Origin of the sequence: Vibrio sp. V38_P2S17PM301, assembly GCF_009904845.1 — a bacterium.
Taxonomy (GTDB): domain Bacteria; phylum Pseudomonadota; class Gammaproteobacteria; order Enterobacterales; family Vibrionaceae; genus Vibrio; species Vibrio proteolyticus.
The window spans coordinates 1-20,453 of the sequence record NZ_WXWO01000068.1; the positions used below are offsets into that span (position 1 = coordinate 1).

19 protein-coding genes and 1 pseudogene are annotated in these 20,453 nt (G+C 50.7%); 12 read left to right on the forward strand and 8 right to left on the reverse strand.

The features are described 5' to 3' along the window. Positions 1–169 (forward strand): annotated as a pseudogene (locus CAG64_RS14955) (IS200/IS605 family transposase); the annotation flags it as partial. Between the two features lie 116 nt (positions 170–285). Here CAG64_RS14955 and CAG64_RS14960 read toward each other — a convergent pair. Together CAG64_RS14960 and CAG64_RS14965 are read right to left on the reverse strand one after the other, a co-directional pair. Then, positions 286–1,146, reverse strand: coding sequence for a lipase secretion chaperone (locus CAG64_RS14960; protein ID WP_021704717.1), 861 nt, complete (start codon positions 1,144–1,146; stop codon positions 286–288). A gap of 10 nt (positions 1,147–1,156) precedes the next feature. Beyond that, positions 1,157–2,092: an esterase/lipase family protein gene (locus tag CAG64_RS14965; protein WP_021704718.1), complete on the reverse strand. Its 936-nt coding sequence runs from the start codon at positions 2,090–2,092 to the stop codon at positions 1,157–1,159. A gap of 595 nt (positions 2,093–2,687) precedes the next feature. Between CAG64_RS14965 and CAG64_RS14970 the strand changes: the two genes are divergently transcribed. The 4 genes from CAG64_RS14970 (at position 2,688) to emrD (ending at position 6,924) form a co-directional block, all read left to right on the forward strand. Then, positions 2,688–3,935, forward strand: a complete 1,248-nt coding sequence (locus CAG64_RS14970; RefSeq protein ID WP_161488933.1) for an SGNH/GDSL hydrolase family protein — start codon at positions 2,688–2,690, stop codon at positions 3,933–3,935. Between the two features lie 131 nt (positions 3,936–4,066). Further along, positions 4,067–5,122, forward strand: coding sequence for a GGDEF domain-containing protein (locus CAG64_RS14975; protein WP_161488934.1), 1,056 nt, complete (start codon positions 4,067–4,069; stop codon positions 5,120–5,122). A gap of 73 nt (positions 5,123–5,195) precedes the next feature. After that, on the forward strand, positions 5,196–5,504 hold the full coding sequence (locus CAG64_RS14980; protein WP_040902417.1) for a cysteine-rich CWC family protein: 309 nt from the start codon (positions 5,196–5,198) through the stop codon (positions 5,502–5,504). Between the two features lie 214 nt (positions 5,505–5,718). Beyond that, positions 5,719–6,924, forward strand: a complete 1,206-nt coding sequence (gene emrD / locus CAG64_RS14985) for a multidrug efflux MFS transporter EmrD (RefSeq protein WP_021704722.1) — start codon at positions 5,719–5,721, stop codon at positions 6,922–6,924. A gap of 48 nt (positions 6,925–6,972) precedes the next feature. Here emrD and CAG64_RS14990 read toward each other — a convergent pair whose 3' ends face one another. After that, the gene (locus CAG64_RS14990) at positions 6,973–7,320 is read right to left on the reverse strand and encodes a HopJ type III effector protein (protein WP_021704723.1); all 348 of its coding nucleotides are present in this window, start codon (positions 7,318–7,320) and stop codon (positions 6,973–6,975) included. Between the two features lie 129 nt (positions 7,321–7,449). Here CAG64_RS14990 and CAG64_RS14995 point away from each other — a divergent pair, with 129 nt between their 5' ends. The 3 genes from CAG64_RS14995 (at position 7,450) to CAG64_RS15005 (ending at position 10,801) form a co-directional block, all read left to right on the forward strand. Then, on the forward strand, positions 7,450–8,358 hold the full coding sequence (locus tag CAG64_RS14995; protein ID WP_161488935.1) for a diguanylate cyclase domain-containing protein: 909 nt from the start codon (positions 7,450–7,452) through the stop codon (positions 8,356–8,358). A 108-nt stretch (positions 8,359–8,466) separates the two neighbouring features. Beyond that, the gene (locus CAG64_RS15000; RefSeq protein WP_021704725.1) at positions 8,467–8,895 is read left to right on the forward strand and encodes an acyl-CoA thioesterase; all 429 of its coding nucleotides are present in this window, start codon (positions 8,467–8,469) and stop codon (positions 8,893–8,895) included. Positions 8,896–9,022: 127 nt separating this feature from the next. Continuing rightward, a complete protein-coding gene (locus CAG64_RS15005) occupies positions 9,023–10,801 on the forward strand; it encodes a choice-of-anchor I family protein (protein WP_161488936.1) in 1,779 nt (592 codons plus the stop codon). Here the strand turns inward: CAG64_RS15005 and CAG64_RS15010 are convergent, their stop codons facing one another. Continuing rightward, positions 10,802–11,665 carry a helix-turn-helix domain-containing protein gene (locus CAG64_RS15010; RefSeq protein ID WP_161488944.1) on the reverse strand — a complete coding sequence of 288 codons (864 nt, stop codon included), beginning with the start codon at positions 11,663–11,665 and terminating at the stop codon, positions 10,802–10,804. 96 nt (positions 11,666–11,761) lie between these two features. On the opposite strand from CAG64_RS15010, the gene CAG64_RS15015 reads away from it, so the two are divergent. Then, positions 11,762–13,147, forward strand: a complete 1,386-nt coding sequence (locus tag CAG64_RS15015) for an MATE family efflux transporter (protein WP_021704728.1) — start codon at positions 11,762–11,764, stop codon at positions 13,145–13,147. A gap of 66 nt (positions 13,148–13,213) precedes the next feature. Here the strand turns inward: CAG64_RS15015 and CAG64_RS15020 are convergent, their stop codons facing one another. After that, positions 13,214–13,531: a DOPA 4,5-dioxygenase family protein gene (locus CAG64_RS15020; RefSeq protein WP_021704729.1), complete on the reverse strand. Its 318-nt coding sequence runs from the start codon at positions 13,529–13,531 to the stop codon at positions 13,214–13,216. Positions 13,532–13,742: 211 nt separating this feature from the next. Here CAG64_RS15020 and CAG64_RS15025 point away from each other — a divergent pair, with 211 nt between their 5' ends. Further along, positions 13,743–14,273 (forward strand): cytochrome b, encoded by a 531-nt coding sequence (locus CAG64_RS15025; RefSeq protein WP_161488937.1) that lies wholly within the window; start codon positions 13,743–13,745, stop codon positions 14,271–14,273. Positions 14,274–14,367: 94 nt separating this feature from the next. Here the strand turns inward: CAG64_RS15025 and CAG64_RS15030 are convergent, their stop codons facing one another. The 3 genes from CAG64_RS15030 to CAG64_RS15040 are packed head-to-tail and all read right to left on the reverse strand — an operon-like array spanning position 14,368 to position 17,947. Continuing rightward, positions 14,368–15,108: a glutamine amidotransferase-related protein gene (locus CAG64_RS15030; protein ID WP_161488938.1), complete on the reverse strand. Its 741-nt coding sequence runs from the start codon at positions 15,106–15,108 to the stop codon at positions 14,368–14,370. Positions 15,109–15,115: 7 nt separating this feature from the next. After that, positions 15,116–16,612: a CoA-acylating methylmalonate-semialdehyde dehydrogenase gene (locus CAG64_RS15035; RefSeq protein ID WP_161488939.1), complete on the reverse strand. Its 1,497-nt coding sequence runs from the start codon at positions 16,610–16,612 to the stop codon at positions 15,116–15,118. A 3-nt stretch (positions 16,613–16,615) separates the two neighbouring features. Beyond that, entirely contained in the window at positions 16,616–17,947 is a 1,332-nt protein-coding gene (locus tag CAG64_RS15040) for an aspartate aminotransferase family protein (RefSeq protein ID WP_161488940.1), read from the reverse strand. 233 nt (positions 17,948–18,180) lie between these two features. Between CAG64_RS15040 and CAG64_RS15045 the strand changes: the two genes are divergently transcribed. Together CAG64_RS15045 and CAG64_RS15050 are read left to right on the forward strand one after the other, a co-directional pair. Next, positions 18,181–18,729, forward strand: a complete 549-nt coding sequence (locus CAG64_RS15045) for a cupin domain-containing protein (protein WP_161488941.1) — start codon at positions 18,181–18,183, stop codon at positions 18,727–18,729. 62 nt (positions 18,730–18,791) lie between these two features. Then, the gene (locus CAG64_RS15050; protein WP_161488942.1) at positions 18,792–20,279 is read left to right on the forward strand and encodes an aldehyde dehydrogenase; all 1,488 of its coding nucleotides are present in this window, start codon (positions 18,792–18,794) and stop codon (positions 20,277–20,279) included. The last annotated feature ends 174 nt before the right edge of the window (positions 20,280–20,453 follow it).

Genomic DNA, 20,453 nt, shown 5'->3' on the forward strand with positions numbered 1-20,453 from the left:
CAAGTACAGGAATCGAGAATTTTGGTGTCGAGGGTATTATGTCGATACGGTAGGAAAAAACACCGGCAAGATACAAAGTTACATAAAGCACCAACTAGAACAGGATAAAATGGGAGAGCAATTGTCGATCCCGTATTCAGGTAGCCCGTTTACGGGCCGCAGGAAATAGTCATATGCAAATGTCAGATCACTACGCGCCTGCTAGGGCGCTGCCAGTAGGAGAGCCTTATAGGCGCATATGAAAAACCACCGGCTATGCCGGTGGATACTTTTTTTTGTATGCGTTTATTGGGATTGATCGTGAATGCGCTCCAGCGCTTCAACACGTCGCCACTGCACCGAGTCAAAACGTTGCTCCCGGAGCACGGCAATCTGTTGCTGTTTCTCTTGTTCACCCAACCATTCATCTGACAGAATGGCACTTCGTTGCTGCAGATAATCATTTAACTGAGATTCAAATGACATGCGCTGGTTGTCCAGTTCAGCCAACCGCTGCGCCCCACTCTCGCCCACCAGTTCGGCCCGGATCAAATAGCGGTTCTGCTCACTCTCAGCATCTGCTGCAATCAACCCGGCAACCATGGTCGCGTTCTGTTCACTTTTTTGCAGATAGTCTGGCAGCTCAGCATTGAGTGCCGCCATTTGGCTACGTTGATCAGCCTCGTCCAGAGCGTGCGCTGTGATATCCAGCTTGTCCATTGCCAACTGTCGCCAACGGTTTTCGTCACCAAATAACAGGGCTTGCTGCTCAGGAGTAAAGTACTCACTTTGCAACGCAAGTAACGCTTCGTTGAGCGCGACCAGTTTTTCACGCGTGCTTTGATTGGTATCCGGCAGTATCAATTGAGCCAGCGCCTTCTTATAACTGACGTATTGTGCGAACAACGTTTCATCCACCAGCAGTTGATCGTTTTGACTGGCGTATTCGTCGACTTCCTCACGTAAGCGGTTTAGATCAGTTTCACCCAATCCGGCCAACGCATAGTCCAGTAAATCCCGGCTGGACGATTCATCAATTTCGGTGTCTTGTTGAGATGGTGTTTGCAGCCTCGCCGGCTGAATGTCAGTCGGCTGCGGCCATAAAAAGACCGCACCGGCGCTCCCCAAGGCGATCATCAATGATAATACCAGTGCGGACTTTTTCATCAGTTACTCCTTACAGACCTTGTAGCTTTAAACGATTAGCATGTTGACGGTATAACGTCACCGGATCGGTTTCAAACAGATGGTGCACGCCAAGCAAGCCGTTAATTTCATCCAGGTGATTCATTTGGTAGTCGTCACGAATCACTTTACCAAGGTGCGTACTGCAGACCCCAACCAGCCCATCACTCGGCCCATCAAAGGCCAGACCAAGAATCGTCATCGCCGCGTCCGTCGGATCTAAAAGGTTGGTAAAAGTGGATGATCCGGTCCAGGAGTAGTAATACACCCCGTTGTCCGCGAGAAACTCACCGTCACCGCATTCTGAGGTCGGCACTCCTTCCGGATAGTGCTGATTAAACGCCAGTGAGCCTTCGGTGGTCAGCGCAGCCAGTGATGCCAGTGGATCCTGTTCAAGATCACTGCCGCCGGACAACAGGTTGATCAGCGTCACCAGACCTTCGGCCAGTTTGACGGCAATCGCCTCGCCAGCCGAGCCATCGGCAACGGCGCCACGAACCAGATCCGCGACTTTCGAGCCTTTGTTCACACCACCGACACTGGTCACTGAAGCAACCAGATCCGGCCGCACTGACGCAACGTAGCGCGCTGTCGGCCCGCCATGACTATGACCAATTAAGTTCACCTTTTCGGCACCCGTCGCTGCAAGCAACATCTCAACCTGAGACAGTAGCTGCTCTCCACGCAGTTCGCTGCTGTTAGTCGCTGAAACTTGAGCCACATACACCGAGGCTCCGTCTTTGGTGAGTGAATGTGGGATGCTGTAGAAATAATCGACACCAGCCAAGGTGTCGAAACCAAACAGCCCATGTACCAGCACAATGGGATAACGCGTTTGGGTATAGCCAGTATTGTCCAGTGCAGATGCGCTCGTAGAAGCCAGTACAAACGGACTGAACAGGCAGAGAGCAACTAAGTAGAGTTTCATTTTCAATGTATTATTCCTTATTCTGATTAGACCTCGGAGGAGTAGATCAAAAATAGAAGAAACATTGACGAAATGAATAATCGGAGTATTAATAAACTCAATTAAGTGTGACGATTAGTCATAATTCAACAGAATCGTTAAACATGAACAAATCAATACCGAACAAGGCACGATAAAAATCAAAACAGGTTAATTAATAACTTTTAAATCAATATAATCCTGAAAAGTCTCCATCAATAAAAACCTTGATTTATTAAAGGATAACGCACAAAAGCGCAGCCACATAAGTTAGCATAAACCACTGAATAAAAAAGAGGTTACTTAATTAGAGTTAACTTAAATTTCAACAATTTAAAACAAAACTCACCTTTCGTTTTTATAATTAAACTTGCATAAAATAAGTGCGATAAAAAATAAGAACAAAAGTATTAATAGTGTCAGTTTCCATATTTGTACGTTTATTGTTCTTTATAAGTGTTTTTTACAATTATTTGATCTTCATACCAATTAGAAATAAGCAAACCAGAGACAACTTTGACTTTATATATAAGTTTCATTTATAGGTCAGTTCTGTTCTAACAATAAGTGGATAATTATGAAAAAATCTCTCTTACTCGCTATGTTGCCTTTGACCGCATTCGCTCAAACTGGTGAAGTTCAGTCTGAACCTCAACCACTGACGGCTGCTCAGGTGCAAATGGTGCAAACCGCCAACACCTACACTTATGTACGCTGTTGGTATCGTCCATCTCAATCTCACGACGATCCTGCGACCGAATGGGAATGGGCACTGGATGCCAACGGAGACTATTACAAACTGAATGGTTACTGGTGGTCTTCGTGGTCATTTAAGAACATGTTCTACACCAGCACACCGCAGTCTGAGATCCAGCAACGTTGTGAAGATACACTCAACGTCACGCATGACACCGCAGACATCCTGTTCTTTGCTGCCGATAATCGCCTTTCGTACAACCACACTATCTGGAGTAATGACCAGGGTTCGGCTAATGCAATCAACAAAGTCGTTGCTTTTGGCGACAGCTTGTCAGACACCGGAAACCTGTTTAACGCATCACAGTGGGTATTCCCGAACCGTAACTCCTGGTTCCTCGGCCATTTCTCGAACGGTCTGGTCTGGACAGAGTACTTGTCTAACAGCCTTAACCTGCCCCTTTACAACTGGGCAGTCGGCGGCGCGGCAGGTTCAAACCAGTATGTTGCTCTGACCGGGGTAACTGAACAGGTCACGTCTTATCTTGAGTACATGCAACTGGCACAGAACTACAACCCGGCCAACACCCTGTTTACGCTGGAGTTTGGTCTGAATGATTTCATGAACTACAACCGCAGCGTGCCAGACGTAAAAGCGGACTACAGCAGTGCCATGCAGCGCCTGGTTGCCTCTGGTGCGAAAAACGTGTTGTTAATGACATTGCCAGACGCGACGCGTGCGCCTCAGTTTAAGTACTCCAGTCAGGAAGAAATCGAGAAAGTGCGGGCGAAGATCCTCGAGTTCAATGAGTTCATAAAAGAAGAAGCTCAGCGTTATCAGGATCAAGGCATCAATCTGGTCTTGTTTGATACTCACAGCCTGTTCCAGCAAATCACCACTAAACCAGAAGAACACGGCTTTGCTAATGCGAAAGATGCCTGCCTGGACATCAACCGCAGTTCAGCCCAAGACTATCTGTACAGCCACAGTTTTACGGATGAATGTGCCTACCACGGCTCAGATAAATACGTGTTCTGGGGCGTAACGCACCCGACAACCGCAACGCATAACTACATCGCCACTCAGATGTACCCACCGGTGATCGCCACCTTTAATATCCAGCCATAATCGGTTCAGTTCAGAGGCAGAGCGTTGGCTCTGCCTCTGTGTCAATATCGCCCCGAAATTTTGCATTCAAGTCAGTTTGCAGTTAGCTTTAAAGGAACAACGACGTACAAAATAATATCGGCGGGCCGCCCATGAAGAATGCGTTCAAAGATCCACGAGCAGTGTTCACCGGTATCTTTGATTCCGAAAATCAACCCCACGTACTCAAACTCATTTCTGCCCTCACCGCGGTTATCTTTGTTGTTCTGGCGATCAAAAACTATCTGATCGGCCAAAGTGTTATTGCCACCACGCTGTTACTTTTCGAATGTGCCCTTCTGGCCGAAGTCTATTTTACGCTTAATGGCAAAGCGCACCCGTGGCGCTATATGGTTCCACTCGCGCTGATCGTCTTTAACATTATTCTTGCGGTGGTGATATTTGGCACACTCGCAACTTACTGGGCATTTCCCGTCGTCACCACCATCGCGTTTCTTATCGCCTCACCCGTGTCCATTATTGCCAACGTTACGGTATTGATCGGTTGTTCACTGGCAGCGTACGCACATCAGGAACTCTCAGAAACGCTTCGCTTTACCGTGGCGCTGCTGGTCTGCGGTTCCATCAGTCAGATTGTCGTTGAAGCCGTCCGCGCCCTGCAGAGCAAGCTGCGCTATTTGTCGACTCACGATCCGGTCACCGGCACGCTCAACCGCCGGCAACTCGACAACTTCCTCACCATGGCGCTGGAAGAGAAAAACCAGGCGGTTCCATCAACGATGGCCATCCTCGACATCGACAACTTCAAACAGATTAATGACAACTTCGGTCACGATGTCGGCGATCAGGTGATTCAGCGGATCACCCAATTGATGAAAAACGAATTCAGCAACGACAGCGTCAAGCTGTTTCGGGTCGGAGGGGATGAGTTCATGTTATTGATGTGCGGCTATCCGCTGGAAGTCGCCCATCGCCATTTGCGCTCGCTTTGCGCGCAAATCCGTCAGCACACCTACCCCTGTAATGTGGTTGTGACCGTCAGTGTCGGGGTTGCTGAGTGTCAGTCTGAGGAAAACGGGAAACTCTGGATGAAACGCGCCGACATGGCACTGTATACCTCAAAACGCTCTGGACGCGATGCCATTACGGTCGATGGCATTCATCAAGTAGTGGCGCTGAGCTACTCCGGCTCGGATAATCTCCAGTAGCCACACAGAGGCCGTGAAAGGCTCGCCGAACTGAGGTATAGTGCGCGGCAAAGTCCGAATCCACGAAACTGCTATGAAATCACCTTGTATCGCTGCTTGTAAAAATCAGGGGGGCATCTGCCTTGGCTGCAACCGAACCATGGAAGAAATCATTCAGTGGCGCCACCTCTCCGACGATCAACGCGATACCATCATCGATTCGCTGCAAGGAAAAATCACCAGCCATCAGTGCCCTTCCTGTGGACAAAATGCTCAGTGTGATATCGCCGCTGGTAAAAATCACTGCTGGTGTTTCGAACTAGAGCAACGTGATACTTCATCTATGGAAAACAACGATCAATGCTTGTGCCGCAAGTGTCTGACATCACTGCCGATTGAATAACTAAACTCCATCCATACAAACAAATAATGCATTAATTTATCTAATCCGAAAGATAGATTTTTATCTTGCGTCAGATCACATTTTTTGATTGCTTAACCGCCTGAGCGGCACTAATATCCTGCGCCAGAAAGACCCGTATTTTTTCTTATTATTAGCCGAGCTGTTTCAGGCCGGCTAAGGCTTCGTTTGTTCTGATTTTTAGTGGAGATAAAAGATGTCTGCTTCATTTCCTTTGGTGAAATTGACGTTTCTTATCGCGATTCTGACCGCAGTCGGTCAGATGACTCAGACCATGTACGTTCCGTCTATCGGTCACATGGCTGGCGAGTTTTTGGTGTCCCCTGCTTCTTTGCAGGCAGTCATGGCGTGCTATTTGATCCCATACGGTTTGTCACAATTCGTCTATGGGACATTGTCAGACAGATTGGGCCGCAAACCTATTATCGTCGTGGGTTTGCTGATTTATATTGTCGGTACCATCGTCGCATTGTTTGCGCACCAGTATGAATGGTTCCTGGCGGGTAGCTTTATTCAAGGCTTGGGCATTGGTTGTGGTGGTGCGATGTCTCGTACGCTGACGCGCGACTGCTTCAGTGGTGCAGAGCTTCACCGTGCCAACAGTCTGATCAGCATGTGTGTGATTTTCTCACCCTTAATCGCACCGGTTTTGGGTGGCTACCTGACCGAAGCCTTCGGCTGGCGCTCTAGCTATATGTTCCTGGCCTTGTTTGGTATCGCCGTGGTGATCACCATGATGACCAGCATGATGGAGACCTTGCCAAAAGAGCGTCGTAAACACGAGTCGGTCACTCACAGCTATAAATATGTGTTATCCGACAAACGTTTTCAGGGATACCTGATCTGCCTGGTGGCGACTTTTGCCGGAGTGGCGGTTTTTGAAGCCGCAGCGGGTGTGTTGCTGGGCGGTGTGTTGCAACTGCCAGCCACCACAGTCAGCCTGTTGTTCGTCTTACCGATTCCTGGCTACCTGGTGGGTGCAGCCCTTTCCAGTGTGATCGCTCAACGCCGCTCTGAAAAGTTGGCCTTGAATGTGGGAATTGTTGCAATTGTACTGGGTTCCGTCATCGTCATGGTGCCAGGGCTATTTGGTGAAACTACAGCTCTGACCTTAGTCGGTGGTGCGACAGTCTATTTCCTGGGCGCGGGTATACTTTTCCCTGCAGCCACCACAGGTGCACTGGCACCACTGCCGTACCACGCTGGCACCGGTGGCGCGATTCTGGGCGGCATGCAAAACCTGGGCGCGGGTATCGCCACGCTGATTGCGTCTGCCGTTCCCGCCCACAGTCAGTTGCCCCTTGGCGTACTGATGTTGGTGATGTCGGTATTCGCCATGCTTGGTCTGCATCGTGTGTTCAACAAACACGACCCATCAAACGAAATGCCATTGGCTGTATAAAAAAATAAAGGGAGGTGCTAACCTCCCTTTTTTGTTGTCGATGCTTGGTCAGGCTCGGTCGCGTAGCGCCGGTGTTTCGAACTGAACACCACTCCAGCCATGCTTCATAAAATTGCGAATATTTTGGTGATCGTCTCCGACCGGATTACTCAGCACATCCTGACGGTAATAACGACCAAAGCAGGCCAGTGTTTCATCCTGAGCCAATTCGTTCAGCAATGCGAACGCGAACACTTTGCAGGAGCCATTATTCTGGTTTTCATCGTTTCGGGTATCACCATTGATAAACGCAGTTGGCGTAAACTCGTAATGCGCATCAATAACAGCCATAGTTTGTTCAAATTCAACGTTTTCAGGGTCCTGTTTGATCAGTTGAACAAATGCATTCAAATCCATATGTCGCTCTTTTCACTTGTTGATTGGGTGGACTAAGACAATAGCTCATATTTTCCGTTGAGGATAGGCTCGCCTATTTCGATTAGGATCCTATATTTATAGAAGCAGAATAAAGGTAGGTCGCTCTTTATGATTGACACACAGCAGTGTTTAACCCATCCGCAGCTGCACGCTGACAACATCTCTGACTGGCAACACATCGTCGATCTGGTCGCACGGCTAAGCCACACTTCCAATGCCGCGATTATCCGTTCTGATCACAACGGACATAACGTTATGCTGGCCGCTTCGCATTCAGAATACTTTATTCCACAGCAAGCCGTTGTTGGCAGTGCCATGCATGATCTTGTCCATCGTACGCTGGATGTCGACGCGCCACTTTGCGCTGAAACAGCAGAGCTGCCTTTTAAGTGGTTTATCGCTCAGTCGATTACCTTTTCCGGTGGAAAATCTTTTGGCATTTTGTGCGTGGCTTTGCAAGAAGCGCCGGCGTCTGAAGCTGAAACCACCGCGTTAGTCGCGCAGTTTGCCCGCTCGCTCGGAAAAGACCTGACGATTACCGACCAGATCCAAGGCTCACTCGCTCTGAATGTGAAAGACTCACAGACAGATGTGCTCAACCGGGGCGGATTTACGTTGCTGGCCGAGCAAAAAATTAAAGACGCACCACGCACTCAACTTTCCATCGGCGTTTTATCAATCGACATTAGCCGTATTGACGAAGTGATCAGCGCGTATGGCGCAGACAAAGCCCAGCAATGCGTCGAAACACTGGCCGAAGTCATGCACAAAGTGTGTCGAGAAGCCGATATCATCGGGCGTTTGCATGATCACTCGTTCGCTATTGTCTCGCTGCTCAACACCCGCCGTGAACTGAACCAACTGGCGCAGCGCGTCCATAAAGATTATCTGGACATGGTCACCGGCACCGAAGACATCAGCCTGAGCGATCTGACCATTGGCATGCACATCACCGACTGCTTTAGCAAGCCCACACTGGATGAACTGCTTGAAACTGCTCGAAACGACTCCGCCTAATCCACGTTTCTGCGGGTGATCCTGATTAAAGTTTCTACTCTACTATGTTGCATAAATGTAAAGCTCATTTAGAGTAGAGATTTACCTGTCGATAACACGGACTGAGTTATGGAATTATTACAAGATTACCCGATCATTACTGAAATCCCGGTCGCCTGGGGCGAAATGGATGCGCTCAATCACGTCAACAACGTCGTCTATTTCCGCTATTTTGAAACCGCGCGCCTTGATTACTTTGCCGGACTGGAACTGATGGAAGAGATGGCCACCACAGGGATTGGCCCGGTGTTGAGTGAAACCCAATGCCGTTACAAACTGCCAGTCACCTACCCCGACACTTTGCTGGTTGGCTCTCGGGTGACCGCTATTGAGGAAGATCGTTTCACGATGGAATACCAAATCGTCAGCAAAAAACTGGGGAAAGTCACCACCGTCGGTGAAGCGACCGTTGTGATGTTTGATTTTAAAAAGCAGCAAAAAGCCAGAGTGCCTGAACGCCTGCGTAACGCCATATCCGCAACCGAGTCCAATACCTGATTTCATGTTATTCAGCCGGCCTTGCTGCCGGCTTTCGGCTCTTTGTGAAACAAAGGCTTAATACAACCTGCACGTAACTGTCATCTTTCAAGACTATGGTTTTTAACCAATTTGTCATGGAGGATATATGCGTTCCGTTTTTAAACCATCTCTGCTAGCAGCACTGTGTGCCAGCACGCTTCTCGGCTGTACGACAGCCCCTGTTGACCCTGTCAGCCAGCTCAACATCCAGTGTCAAGCGCCCCAGCAACCCCGCCAGCAACTAAGCGGTATTACAGGACTTCGCTTACTGGGCACCTCGGTGGCCAACAGCAAATTTGCCACCTCCGCAGCAGAAATTGTCAGTTACGACACGTGTAGCGATAAATTATACGTCGTGAACGCACAGGCAAAACGGGTGGATGTACTGAACCTGGACGCCACTGGCCGCCCTGACAAAGAGGGTGACATCGACTTGCAATCAGCAGCGCGTCATTCCGGCACCCGCATCGGCGCCGCAAACAGTGTCGCGACGCATCACGGGCTCATCGCCGTCGCAATTGAAAACGGCGACAAGCAAGCCAACGGCATTATAGCTCTGTATCGCTCTGACGACCGTTCACTCATCACCACGTATCCAGCAGGTGCCCTGCCAGATATGGTCGCCTTTTCCAAAGATGGTCGTTACATTGCGGCCGCCAATGAGGGTGAGCCCAACAGTGACTACACGAGAGATCCAGAAGGCAGCGTTACGCTGATCGATTTATACGATGGTCCGCTGGATGCCAAAGTCACCCAAATTGACTTTCGTGACTTCAATACAGACGAACAACGCGCGGCAGAGCTGAGCGACTCGGTTCGTATTTCCGCCCCCGGAGCCAGTGTGGCCCAAGATCTCGAGCCGGAATACCTAAGCTTTGATCAGGCCGGAAAATTGTTTGTTGCGCTGCAGGAAAACAACGCAATGGCTAAAATCGACGTCGGCTCAGCTCGCGTTGACGCTATTTACGGGCTCGGTGGTAAGTCTTGGGAGAGAGCCACTCTCGATGCCTCAAATAAAGACAAAAAGACTGGCAACCTGCACAGCTATCCTCAACTGGTGGGGCTTTATATGCCTGACTCTATCGCCACTTACCGTGTCAATGGAATAAGTTACATCGTCACGGCAAACGAAGGTGACGGCCGTGAGTATGGTGTAAATACCACTCAACAGCAGTGTGAAGCACAAGGTTTTGAATGGGACGGTGATGACTTAACCGGCACTTCAGCATACCGTACAGAAAAAGACTTTTGTATTGCCTACAGTGACGAAGTCCGCGGTAAGAAGCTGAAGGTCGATGACGCTCATCCATTGAAGGCGGCGCTACAAGACAATCAACACCTGGCTCGCCTCAAAGTCATCAAACCCGCAACCCAACTTGGCGCGGAAGATGTCGTGCAAGCTTTTGGTGCCCGCTCTTTTTCAATCTGGCGTGAAGACGGAACGCGCATGTTCGACAGCGGCGACCAATTTGCCCGCATCGTATTGGAGCAAGATCGTGCCCACTTCAACAGCACTAATGACAACAACATCAGCGCAGATGATCGCAGTGATGATAAAGGATCTGAACCAGAAGCGATTGAAGTCGCCACGATTGATAACCGACACTATGCGTTTATTGGCCTAGAGCGTCAGGGGGGCATTATGGTGTATGAGATAACCAACCCAACGCGCGCGCGGTTCATCAGCTATACCAACCCTCGTCATTTTGCCGAAAAGGTCTGTATGACGGTCAAAGACGGAGATTGCGCAGATGATATCTACAACCCGGCGGCTGGCGATTTAGGCCCGGAGTCGATCAAACACTTCGTTCGTCATGGATTGCACTTCCTTGCGGTTGGCAATGAGGTCAGCGGGACAACCTCTGTCTATCAAATCAGGTTCTGATCACCACGAGCGGCCGGGCAACCGGCCGTTGTTGGTCTGGCGAAAACTCCTCGGTGTCAAACCATACCAACGTTTGAACCCCGTACTGAAATTCGCCGCATTCGGATAACCGACCATTTCACCAATATGCTGAATGGGCCACTCGGTGGTAGTCAGCAAACGTGCCGCGTACTCCATTCGCATTTTGGTCAAATGGCTTTTAGGGCCATGACCAAAGTGCGTCAGACACAGCCGATGAAAGTGAGGTGCTGAGCAGGGGTAACGTTGAGCGAGCTGTTCAATACTCCAGTCTTTGTGCAACTGACGCTGTGCAACATCAAATACCCGACGTAATCGTTGCACCACACGCGGCACGTCACTTTCCCCGGCCGCATGCATCAGCAGTTTGAGCTGCCCCATCGCATGGTGGGCCACAGCTTCCCTGAGCGATGAGGGCAGATTCGCCGCGCGAACTAAACTCAATACCGCAGCATAGGTCGGCTCCGCAGTGGGGGTTAATCGATACACCACTTCATTCCCCAATGTCGGCCCGGTTGTAACGCCAGGCTCTAAGAACAACCACGCCAACTGCCACTCTTCCTGCTCGATACCAAAGCCATTTTCTGTCTTGGCTGGGACATAAATCAAAGAGCCAGGTTCCAGTACGTAGCGTGATGCGCCAGACTGCAGCCAGCCCTTACCTTTTACAGTGTAAAGTAGCATGTTTTTTTGCTGGTGTTTTCGATACACCGAGAACATATCTCGCGCCGTCGCCAGACCGCATTGTGCGATGCCAAGCTCAGCCAGCGCCAGTATCTGAGCATGGTCAATAAACTCATGATGAGTCTGCTCTGAGATCTGAAACCGCTCTTGTTTCTCTGCAATCATGATAGTTTGACAAAAGTTTTTGATGGAAAGAGAGAATACTTTATCCCCCACATGAGATTAAACTCATTGCATAATTTTATTGGGAAGTTTGCGATGCTCTCGTCAGTTCATCATCTCGACAAACCGTTTTGGCAAAAACTGTTGAAAATTGGTCTGCCTGTTTCTCTGCAATCGATGCTGTTTTCACTTTTGGGTGTGGTTGACATCTTTATGGTCAGCCAACTTGGCGAACATGCGACCGCAGCAGTGGGCGTCGGAAACCGAATCTTTTTCTTCAACATCATTGTGATTTTCGGTGTCAGCGGCGCAGTCAGCGTACTGGCTTCGCAATATTTTGGCGCTGGTAACTTTGCAGGCATTCGTCGCACGCTGGCACAATCTTGGGTACTTGCGATTGTCATTACTATACCGTTCGCGCTTTGGTATACGTTTAAACCGGATTATGTTGTTTCGCTGATTTCTAACGATGCCCAGTATCTGCCTCTGGCCAGCGATTACCTGCTGCTCACAGGAATGAGTTTGTTGTGCTCTGCATTAGTCATTCCTTTGGAGTGCGCGCTGCGTTCGGTTGGCCAGGCCGCCTTACCGACGCGTATCAGTATCTTCGCGGTGCTTCTTAACGCCTTGCTAAACGCTCTGCTTATCTTTGGCCTGTTTGGTTTTCCGGAGCTTGGCGTCGCTGGCGCCGCACTGGGGTCAACCCTTTCAAGGATTGCACAAACCATCGCACTGTTTTATGTGGCGTATAAACGCTATCCGCACCTGTTCCCGGATAAAACAAGCTGGGCAGAATGCCATCTCAAACCACACCGCAAGCGTTACATCAAACTGGCAACACCGCTGATCATCCATGACACCGGCTGGGCAGCTGGCATTATGGTTTACAACGTGATTGTCGGTCAGCTCGGTGTCAGCGAACTGGCCATCATTTCATTACTGGCACCGATTGAAGGCGTATTGATTTCAGCTTTTCTCGGCTTTGCCGTAGCGGCATCGATTATTCTCGGCAATGAAATCGGCGCGCAAAACTATCGCCGTGTCGAGGACACAGCCTGGTGGTATGTACTGATCAGTTGTACGCTGGCGTTATTGCTCGCCCTCGCCTGCCTGGCAGCCGAGCCCCTCATCGCTTATCTGCTCAGCAAAAGCCCAATCAGCCATGATGATCTGGCCGTCAAAGTCTGTTTGGTGATGGCTTTTGGTATGGTGCTGAAGGTGTTCAACATGGTCGGCATCGGCGGTGTGCTGAAAAGTGGCGGAGACCTCAATTACAGTATCTTTATCGATTTGTTCGGTCAGTGGGCTATCGGGATCCCGCTGGCGTATTATACCGGGCTGGTACTGGGTTGGCCGTTGCATTGGGTCATGATGGTGATTCTGCTGGAGGAAGTGGTCAAGATCGGCCTGACAACCCAACGCGTCCGATCGAAAAAATGGATCAACAATCTGGTTGAAGAGCCGGAAACAACGCCAGCTTAATAGGCGGCAGTACCAGCGAAAATTGAATCAAGGCGCCGCTCGCGGACGCCTTCTTAATGCTTACACTCAGAGCTTCTCTTCAAACACACCCAGCTCACGCCCAAGCCACGCGGCGCCTTCGGTATGATCTTTCAGGTCATTGCCCGTTACCGGGTGTATCAGCACGGACAGATCGCCACGCTGGGCATCCAGCCAGTCAGCAAATCCGTTATTGATATCCGCCACATGAATCTCAAACATTGGCATTTTGTGCGGGCCAACCAAACGTTCAACCAACGGGTAGATACGTTCGATTTTGTCCGCCTGTGTCTGACGAATTTTTTGATGCAACTCCTCAGCGGTAGCCACATTATTTAACGCAAAATAGACATGGAAGTGATACATGTTCGTTCCTCTTTCTTCTATGAGGCTTAGTTTACCTGCCTTCTCGCAATTAAACAGTCACACAGCCCGGACAACTCGTTCAAATTTTTAGAACTCACGTCGTTTGCACACTATTCATGCAAATTTTTTGTGTGCCCTCATAGTTATACCTTTAAACCAGATGCATAATAGGCGTACTTTTGAACAGGGTTGTCATCATAAGGAGATGATCATGAGTGATTCGCGCTCGCTGTCCTGGCAAACCGTTAGCCTTCACTGGCTGACAGCCATCGCTTTTCTGACCGTTTTTTCCATCGGCTTGTATATGTCTGAACTGCCCCGCGGGCCGGAAAAAGGAGAATGGGTCGCTCTGCACAAATCGCTGGGTGCCACCGTCTTGTTACTCGCGCTATTCAGACTGGGCTGGCGTATAAAAGAAGGCCGGATTAAACCGCTTTCAACTCTCCCGGCATGGCAAGAGAAACTGGCCCATTTGATCCACGTTGTTCTCATCTTAGTCACGCTGATGATGCCACTGTCCGGGATCATCATGAGTCGCGCCGGCGGACGCGCCATCGAAGTGTTCGGCTGGGAAGTTATCGCCGCCGGAGAAAAGCAGCCCTGGTTGCAAGAAGCGGGCAGCGCGGTGCATCACGCCACAGTCAACATCATTGTCATTGCGCTGGTTTTGCACGTTGCCGGCGCACTCAAACATCATTACATCGATAAAGACGCCACCATGCGACGAATCGTCGGCAAGTGACCGTATTCATCTCGTTTTCTCATAAAAATAAAGCCCATCAGTGATGGGCTTTATTACGTTTAACTGAGCACGGTTCATCGACAACCAACGTTGCCTACCCCACTTGAGAATAGCGATTTTCGTCCTGATGCTGCTGGTTGTAGACAAAAAACTCGTCAATCCAGTGACAGATTAACGCCGAATCCTGTGTTTTATCGAGTTCCTCATAAGCACTGCGATAATGGCTGTCAGAAATGATCGACTTACGTTTTTCAACCAGTCTGGCCGTAAAATCGACACTGAATTCAGGATGGCCTTGCACTGTAAAGATATGATTGTCTTTGGCTAACATGAAATTCGGACAAAACTCATTGTGGGCAATCACCCGCATGCCAGACGGCAGGATGACCACCTGATCCTGATGACTGACTAAGAGCCGAACTGAGTCGATGGCAAGTTTCATCCAGCGCTTTTGTTCAATCACATTGACGGCGTAACTGCCAAGCCCCCAGCCTTTCTCCGATTTAACCACTTTTCCACCCAGCGCTCGGGCAATCAGTTGATGACCAAAACAGATGCCGACCAACGGTTTTCTGCGTGTTTCACAGCGGCGAATCCACTCAGCGAGATCGACGATCCAGGGATCGTCATCGTACGCGTTGTGCACACTGCCCGTCAGAATGAAGCCATCGCAATCGTCCAGCGCTGGCAAATCCCCTTTGATGGCATCGTAATTTTCGAATGAGAGCGACTGGTTCACCACCGACATCGAACGCTCAATCATATCCGCATACTGACCGTATCCGTCCGATAACGGCGGGTCCACATACCCGCACGTCAGAATTCCTATCTTCATTGGTCACCTACTTCATGGTTGGCATCACGAACTCGCTTTCTTTCTGCCCTTTTGGCCAACGTGCCGTGACGGTTTTCATACGAGTATAGAAGCGGACGCCATCATTGCCATGCACATTAAGTGGGCCAAACACGGAGCGCTTCCAGCCACCAAAGCTGTGGAATGCCATTGGAACCGGGATGGGCACATTGACGCCGACCATGCCGATCTCGACTTTCTCCGTAAAGTCGCGAGCAGTATCACCGTCACGCGTAAAGATCGCCGTACCGTTACCAAACTCATGTTCGTTAATAAGTTCAAGCGCATGCTGATAATCGCGTGCTCGCACCACAGAGAGTACCGGTCCAAAAATCTCTTCCTGATAAATCGTCATGTCCGGCGTGACGTGATCAAACAGCGTTCCGCCAACAAAATACCCCGGCGTCCCGGCGTTGATCTCACGCCCATCCACAACCAGAGAGGCCCCCTGTTCAAGCCCGGAGTCAATGTAGTCACGTACTTTGTTCATGTGTGGCTCACTGACCAGCGGCCCCATTTCGTTCTCCGGTGTCACGCCAAGCCCAGGTCCGACACGCAGCGCCTGCACTTTTTCCTTCAGTGCCGCAACGAGTCTGTCGGCAGTGTCTTCACCGACCGCCACTGCGACCGAAATCGCCATGCAGCGCTCTCCGGCTGCGCCGTATGCCGCGCCCATAATCGCGTTGGTGGCGCCTTCTAAATCCGCGTCCGGCATCACCACCAGATGGTTTTTCGCTCCACCCAGCGCCTGAACACGCTTACCATTCGCGCAGCCTTTGGTGTAAATTGCTTCCGCAATTGGTGTCGAACCGACAAAGCTCACCGCTGCCACATCCGGAGATTCAAGTAGCGCATCCACCACTTCTTTATCGCCTTGCAAGACATTAAATACCCCGTCTGGCAACCCGGCTTGCTTGAGCAGGTCCGCCAGCATCAGCGATGCACTCGGATCTTTTTCTGACGGTTTAAGAATAAAGCTGTTACCGCAAGCCAGCGAGATAGGAATCATCCACAGTGGCACCATCACCGGGAAGTTAAATGGTGTAATACCAACACACACGCCCACTGGCTGCATCATGGAGTAGCTGTCGATCTCACGTCCGACATTGAGCGAGTGCTCGCCTTTCAGCAGATGTGGAATACCACACGCAAACTCCACCACTTCCAGACCACGAGTCAGCTCACCCAAAGCATCACTGTGCACTTTGCCGTGCTCGGTCGAAATCAGAGTCGCCAGCTCATCCGCATGTTCTTCCAACAAGGCTTTGAAGCGGAACATCACGCGGGCGCGCTGCAAAGGCGGCGTGGCCTGCCAGCCGATTTGTGCCTGTTTGGCGACCGCCACCGCTTCCAGCGCTTCTTCGGTTGTCGAGAGCTGTACCCGGCCTCGCAGTTCGCCGTTAGCCGGGTTAAACAGATCCGCGGCCCGCGCACTGCGGCTATGAGTCAGTTGTCCGTTAATAAAATTAGATACCAGAATCGACATGACTTATTCCTTGTATTCGATATGTTGTAAAACGTCGGCGATAAGATTAAACAGCTCGTCAATGTGCTGCTTTTCAATAATCAATGGCGGCGAAAGCGCAATAATGTCGCCAGTCACGCGGATCAGCGCCCCTTTTTCGAAGCAGCGTGTAAACACCTGAAACGCGCGAGAGCCCGGTTTACCCGGAATGCTGTCCAGCTCGATGCCGGCAATCAGACCGTAGTTGCGCAGATCTTTCACATGAGGCAACCCTTTCAGGCTGTGTACGGCCTGCTCCCAGTAGTCACTCAGATCGGAGGCTCGGGTGTAAAGGTTTTCATTGCGATAGATGTCGAGTGTCGCCAGACCTGCGGCAGCGGCCACCGGATGACCCGAGTAGGTGTAACCGTGGAAGAGTTCAATCGCCTGGCTTTGCGGAGCAACCATCGCATCGTAGATCTCCTCACTGACGAACACCGCCCCCATCGGAATCGCGCCGTTGGTCAACCCTTTCGCCGTGGTGATGATGTCTGGTTTCACGTCAAATTCCTGCGCAGCAAACGGGCTGCCAACGCGACCAAACCCGGTGATCACTTCATCAAAGATCAGCAAAATGCCGTGCTGAGTACAAATGTCACGCAGCTTCTTCAGGTAGCCTTTCGGCGGCATGATGACCCCGGTTGAACCAGCGATCGGTTCGACAATCACCGCAGCAATGTTACTGGCATCATGCAGGTTCACGATATTCTGCAGGCTTTCAGCCCAGCCCGGATCATACTCTGGCAAACCTTTAGTAAAGGCGCTGTGTTCAATACTCAGCGTATGCGGCAGGTGATCGACCCCAGTAAGCAACGAACCGAACGTTTTGCGGTTGTTGACGATACCACCAACGGAAATCCCCCCAAACCCAACACCGTGATAACCGCGCTCTCGGCCAATCAATCGAGTACGAGTTCCTTGCCCAATCGCACGCTGATACGCCAGTGCGATTTTCAGCGCGGTATCCACCGACTCTGACCCCGAGTTGGTAAAAAAGACTTTATTCAGCCCGGCCGGCGCGATCTCCGCCAGTTGTTCAGCAAACTGGAACGGCAACGGGTGCCCCATCTGGAAAGTCGGCGCAAAGTCAAGCTGATGAATTTGGGCAGACACCGCTTCGCTGATCTCGCGACGACCATGACCTGCATTACAACACCACAGGCCTGCCGTACCATCGAGGATCTGACGATTGTCGTCTGAGGTGTAATACATTCCCTGTGCGGAGACCAGCATACGAGGGGTCGATTTAAACTGAGCATTGGCCGTAAACGGCATCCAAAATGACTCAAGACTCGATGAAGTATGAGAACCAGGCATCTTGCCACTCCTTAATCAGCTTACTGTAATGTTTTATTTACTAAACACCCATCTACGACCAAACGGCAAATTGTAAACGTGATGTTGCAATATATTTAACAAAAATGACTATAGACGGAAAAAAATAGCTGTGCAATGATTAAATTATGAACACAAACTGGTTTTTTGAGCAAATTTGAACCACATTTGTGTTTAGTTTAATAATCACCATTCACTTCATGAGGATGACGTTAATGAATGCGGATATCGGAAGCCGGTTCAGAGCACTCAGAGAACAAGCTGGTTTATCACAACGTGAACTGGCCAAGCGTGCCGGGGTCACCAACGGCTTTATTTCTCAGATAGAGAACAATGCGGTGAGCCCATCGGTTGCGTCACTCAGTAAACTGCTCAGCAAGATACCGTCGTCCATGGCGGAGTTTTTCTCGGTTGACGACCACCAGCCGGAGCAGTTTTACGCGCGTAAAGAAGAGCAACCAGAGATTGGGCGCGGTGCAATCAGCTACCGTCAGGTGGGCCATTACCATCAGGATCGCCATATCGGTATGTTGCGAGAAACGCTCAGCCCGGGCGCCGATACAGGTGAAGAAATGCTGTCGCACGAAGGCCAGGAGTGCGGCGTGATCGTAGAGGGCCAGCTGGAGCTGACCGTCGGTGATGAAGTCACCTTGCTCAATGTCGGTGACAGCTACTATTTTGACAGTAGCCGCCCTCACCGCTTTCGTAATATCGGTGAGGTGGATTGCGTTCTGATTAGCGCTAATTCACCGGCCAGCTTCTGATTTAAGGTGAAACACCGTTTCCACCCCAATTAACCCACAAAGGAAAGGAACAGGGACATAAAATGGACACTATGACATGGCATGACAAAGCGCAGACGCTGACCTTCTCTACACAGGCGTTTATCAATGGCGCATTGAGCGACGCGACTTCCGGGGACACCTTTACCATCATTAACCCCGCGACCGGGCGAGCGCTGGCTGAGGTCGCTCGCTGTCAGCAGACCGATGTTGATCGTGCAGTTCAAGCCGCGCGTGACGCATTCGAATCACGTGTTTGGGCCGGTCTTCCGCCCGCTGAGCGCAAAACCATCATGCTCAAATACGCGCAGTTGATTGACGCGCATCACGACAAGTTTGTGCTGCTTGAGTCGTTGGACATGGGAAAACCCGTCTCGGACGCTTCTGGTTACGATGCCCCCGCAACAGCCCGTTGTATTCAGTGGAACGCAGAAGCGATCGACAAAATGTACGATGAAGTCGCGCCTGTTACCGATGACGCTTTGGCGCTGGTCACCCGTGAGCCGCTCGGTGTAGTGGCAGCCATTGTACCGTGGAATTTCCCGACCGTAATGGCAGCATGGAAAATTGGTCCGGCGCTGGCTACCGGTAACTCGGTGATCATTAAGCCATCTGAAAAGTCACCGCTGACGGCCATTTTGCTTGCGGAGCTGGCCAGCCAGGCGGGTATTCCTGATGGGGTTTTGCAGGTGCTGCCTGGTTTTGGCCATGAAGCTGGTCAGGCGCTGGCGCTACATATGGACGTGGATTGCATTACCTTTACCGGCTCGACGGCGGTGGGTAAAAAACTACTCAGCTTCGCCGGTGAATCGAACCTAAAACGAGCCTTTATGGAGTGTGGCGGGAAAAGCCCGCACATTATCCACCATGATGTAAAAGATATGGACAAAGCCGCAGCCACCGCCGCCGCCGCTATCTGTTACAACCAGGGGGAAGTGTGCACCGCCGGTTCACGCCTGTTGGTGCATTCCTCGATTAAAGAGACGTTTATTGCCAAAGTGATCGATGCCATGCAGCAGTGGCAACCGGGCGATCCACTCAATGACAGCACCCGGGTCGGCGCGATTGTCGATCAGGCGCAATATGAGCGCGTATTGAGTTACATTGAAGCTGGCAAACAGGACGGTGCAACCCTCGCCTACGGCGGCGACACTGTATTAACAGAAAGCGGCGGTTACTTTATCCGCCCGGCGCTGTTCACCAACGTGACACCACAAATGCGGATCTTCCGCGAAGAGATCTTCGGCCCGGTTCTCAGTGTCACCACATTTGATTCGATTGATGAAGCCATCCAGCTCGCCAACGATACCGAATATGGCCTCGCAGCCGGGATCTGGACATCCGACATTTCAACCGCAGTAAAATGTTCACGTGCCCTACGCGCAGGCACTGTATTTGTGAACAACTGGGACGGCGGCGACATGACCATGCCATTTGGCGGCTACAAACAAAGTGGCAATGGCCGCGATAAATCTCTTCACGCACTGGAAAAGTACACCGAGATCAAATCCACCTGGATAGAACTCGACTAAGCCAACGCGTGTAAAGAAGCCCCTGTATGGTTGTGTGAGAACCATACAGGGCGTTGCTGGCTCGTAGATGGACATAAACGAGCTAGGAAAATTGAACATTAGTGAATTGATGCATAACTACAGGTATGGCAAAGTCACTTAACGCAGCGACCAGTCAAGATGGTGCGGTTCAAG

Coding starts and splice junctions, on each gene's coding strand:
- CAG64_RS14960 (WP_021704717.1), bottom strand. CDS start 1,146: ATGAAAAAGTCCGCACTGGTATTATCATTGATGATCGCCTTGGGGAGC.
- CAG64_RS14965 (WP_021704718.1), bottom strand. CDS start 2,092: ATGAAACTCTACTTAGTTGCTCTCTGCCTGTTCAGTCCGTTTGTACTG.
- CAG64_RS14970 (WP_161488933.1), top strand. CDS start 2,688: ATGAAAAAATCTCTCTTACTCGCTATGTTGCCTTTGACCGCATTCGCT.
- CAG64_RS14975 (WP_161488934.1), top strand. CDS start 4,067: ATGAAGAATGCGTTCAAAGATCCACGAGCAGTGTTCACCGGTATCTTT.
- CAG64_RS14980 (WP_040902417.1), top strand. CDS start 5,196: ATGAAATCACCTTGTATCGCTGCTTGTAAAAATCAGGGGGGCATCTGC.
- emrD (WP_021704722.1), top strand. CDS start 5,719: ATGTCTGCTTCATTTCCTTTGGTGAAATTGACGTTTCTTATCGCGATT.
- CAG64_RS14990 (WP_021704723.1), bottom strand. CDS start 7,320: ATGGATTTGAATGCATTTGTTCAACTGATCAAACAGGACCCTGAAAAC.
- CAG64_RS14995 (WP_161488935.1), top strand. CDS start 7,450: ATGATTGACACACAGCAGTGTTTAACCCATCCGCAGCTGCACGCTGAC.
- CAG64_RS15000 (WP_021704725.1), top strand. CDS start 8,467: ATGGAATTATTACAAGATTACCCGATCATTACTGAAATCCCGGTCGCC.
- CAG64_RS15005 (WP_161488936.1), top strand. CDS start 9,023: ATGCGTTCCGTTTTTAAACCATCTCTGCTAGCAGCACTGTGTGCCAGC.
- CAG64_RS15015 (WP_021704728.1), top strand. CDS start 11,762: ATGCTCTCGTCAGTTCATCATCTCGACAAACCGTTTTGGCAAAAACTG.
- CAG64_RS15020 (WP_021704729.1), bottom strand. CDS start 13,531: ATGTATCACTTCCATGTCTATTTTGCGTTAAATAATGTGGCTACCGCT.
- CAG64_RS15025 (WP_161488937.1), top strand. CDS start 13,743: ATGAGTGATTCGCGCTCGCTGTCCTGGCAAACCGTTAGCCTTCACTGG.
- CAG64_RS15030 (WP_161488938.1), bottom strand. CDS start 15,108: ATGAAGATAGGAATTCTGACGTGCGGGTATGTGGACCCGCCGTTATCG.
- CAG64_RS15035 (WP_161488939.1), bottom strand. CDS start 16,612: ATGTCGATTCTGGTATCTAATTTTATTAACGGACAACTGACTCATAGC.
- CAG64_RS15040 (WP_161488940.1), bottom strand. CDS start 17,947: ATGCCTGGTTCTCATACTTCATCGAGTCTTGAGTCATTTTGGATGCCG.
- CAG64_RS15045 (WP_161488941.1), top strand. CDS start 18,181: ATGAATGCGGATATCGGAAGCCGGTTCAGAGCACTCAGAGAACAAGCT.
- CAG64_RS15050 (WP_161488942.1), top strand. CDS start 18,792: ATGGACACTATGACATGGCATGACAAAGCGCAGACGCTGACCTTCTCT.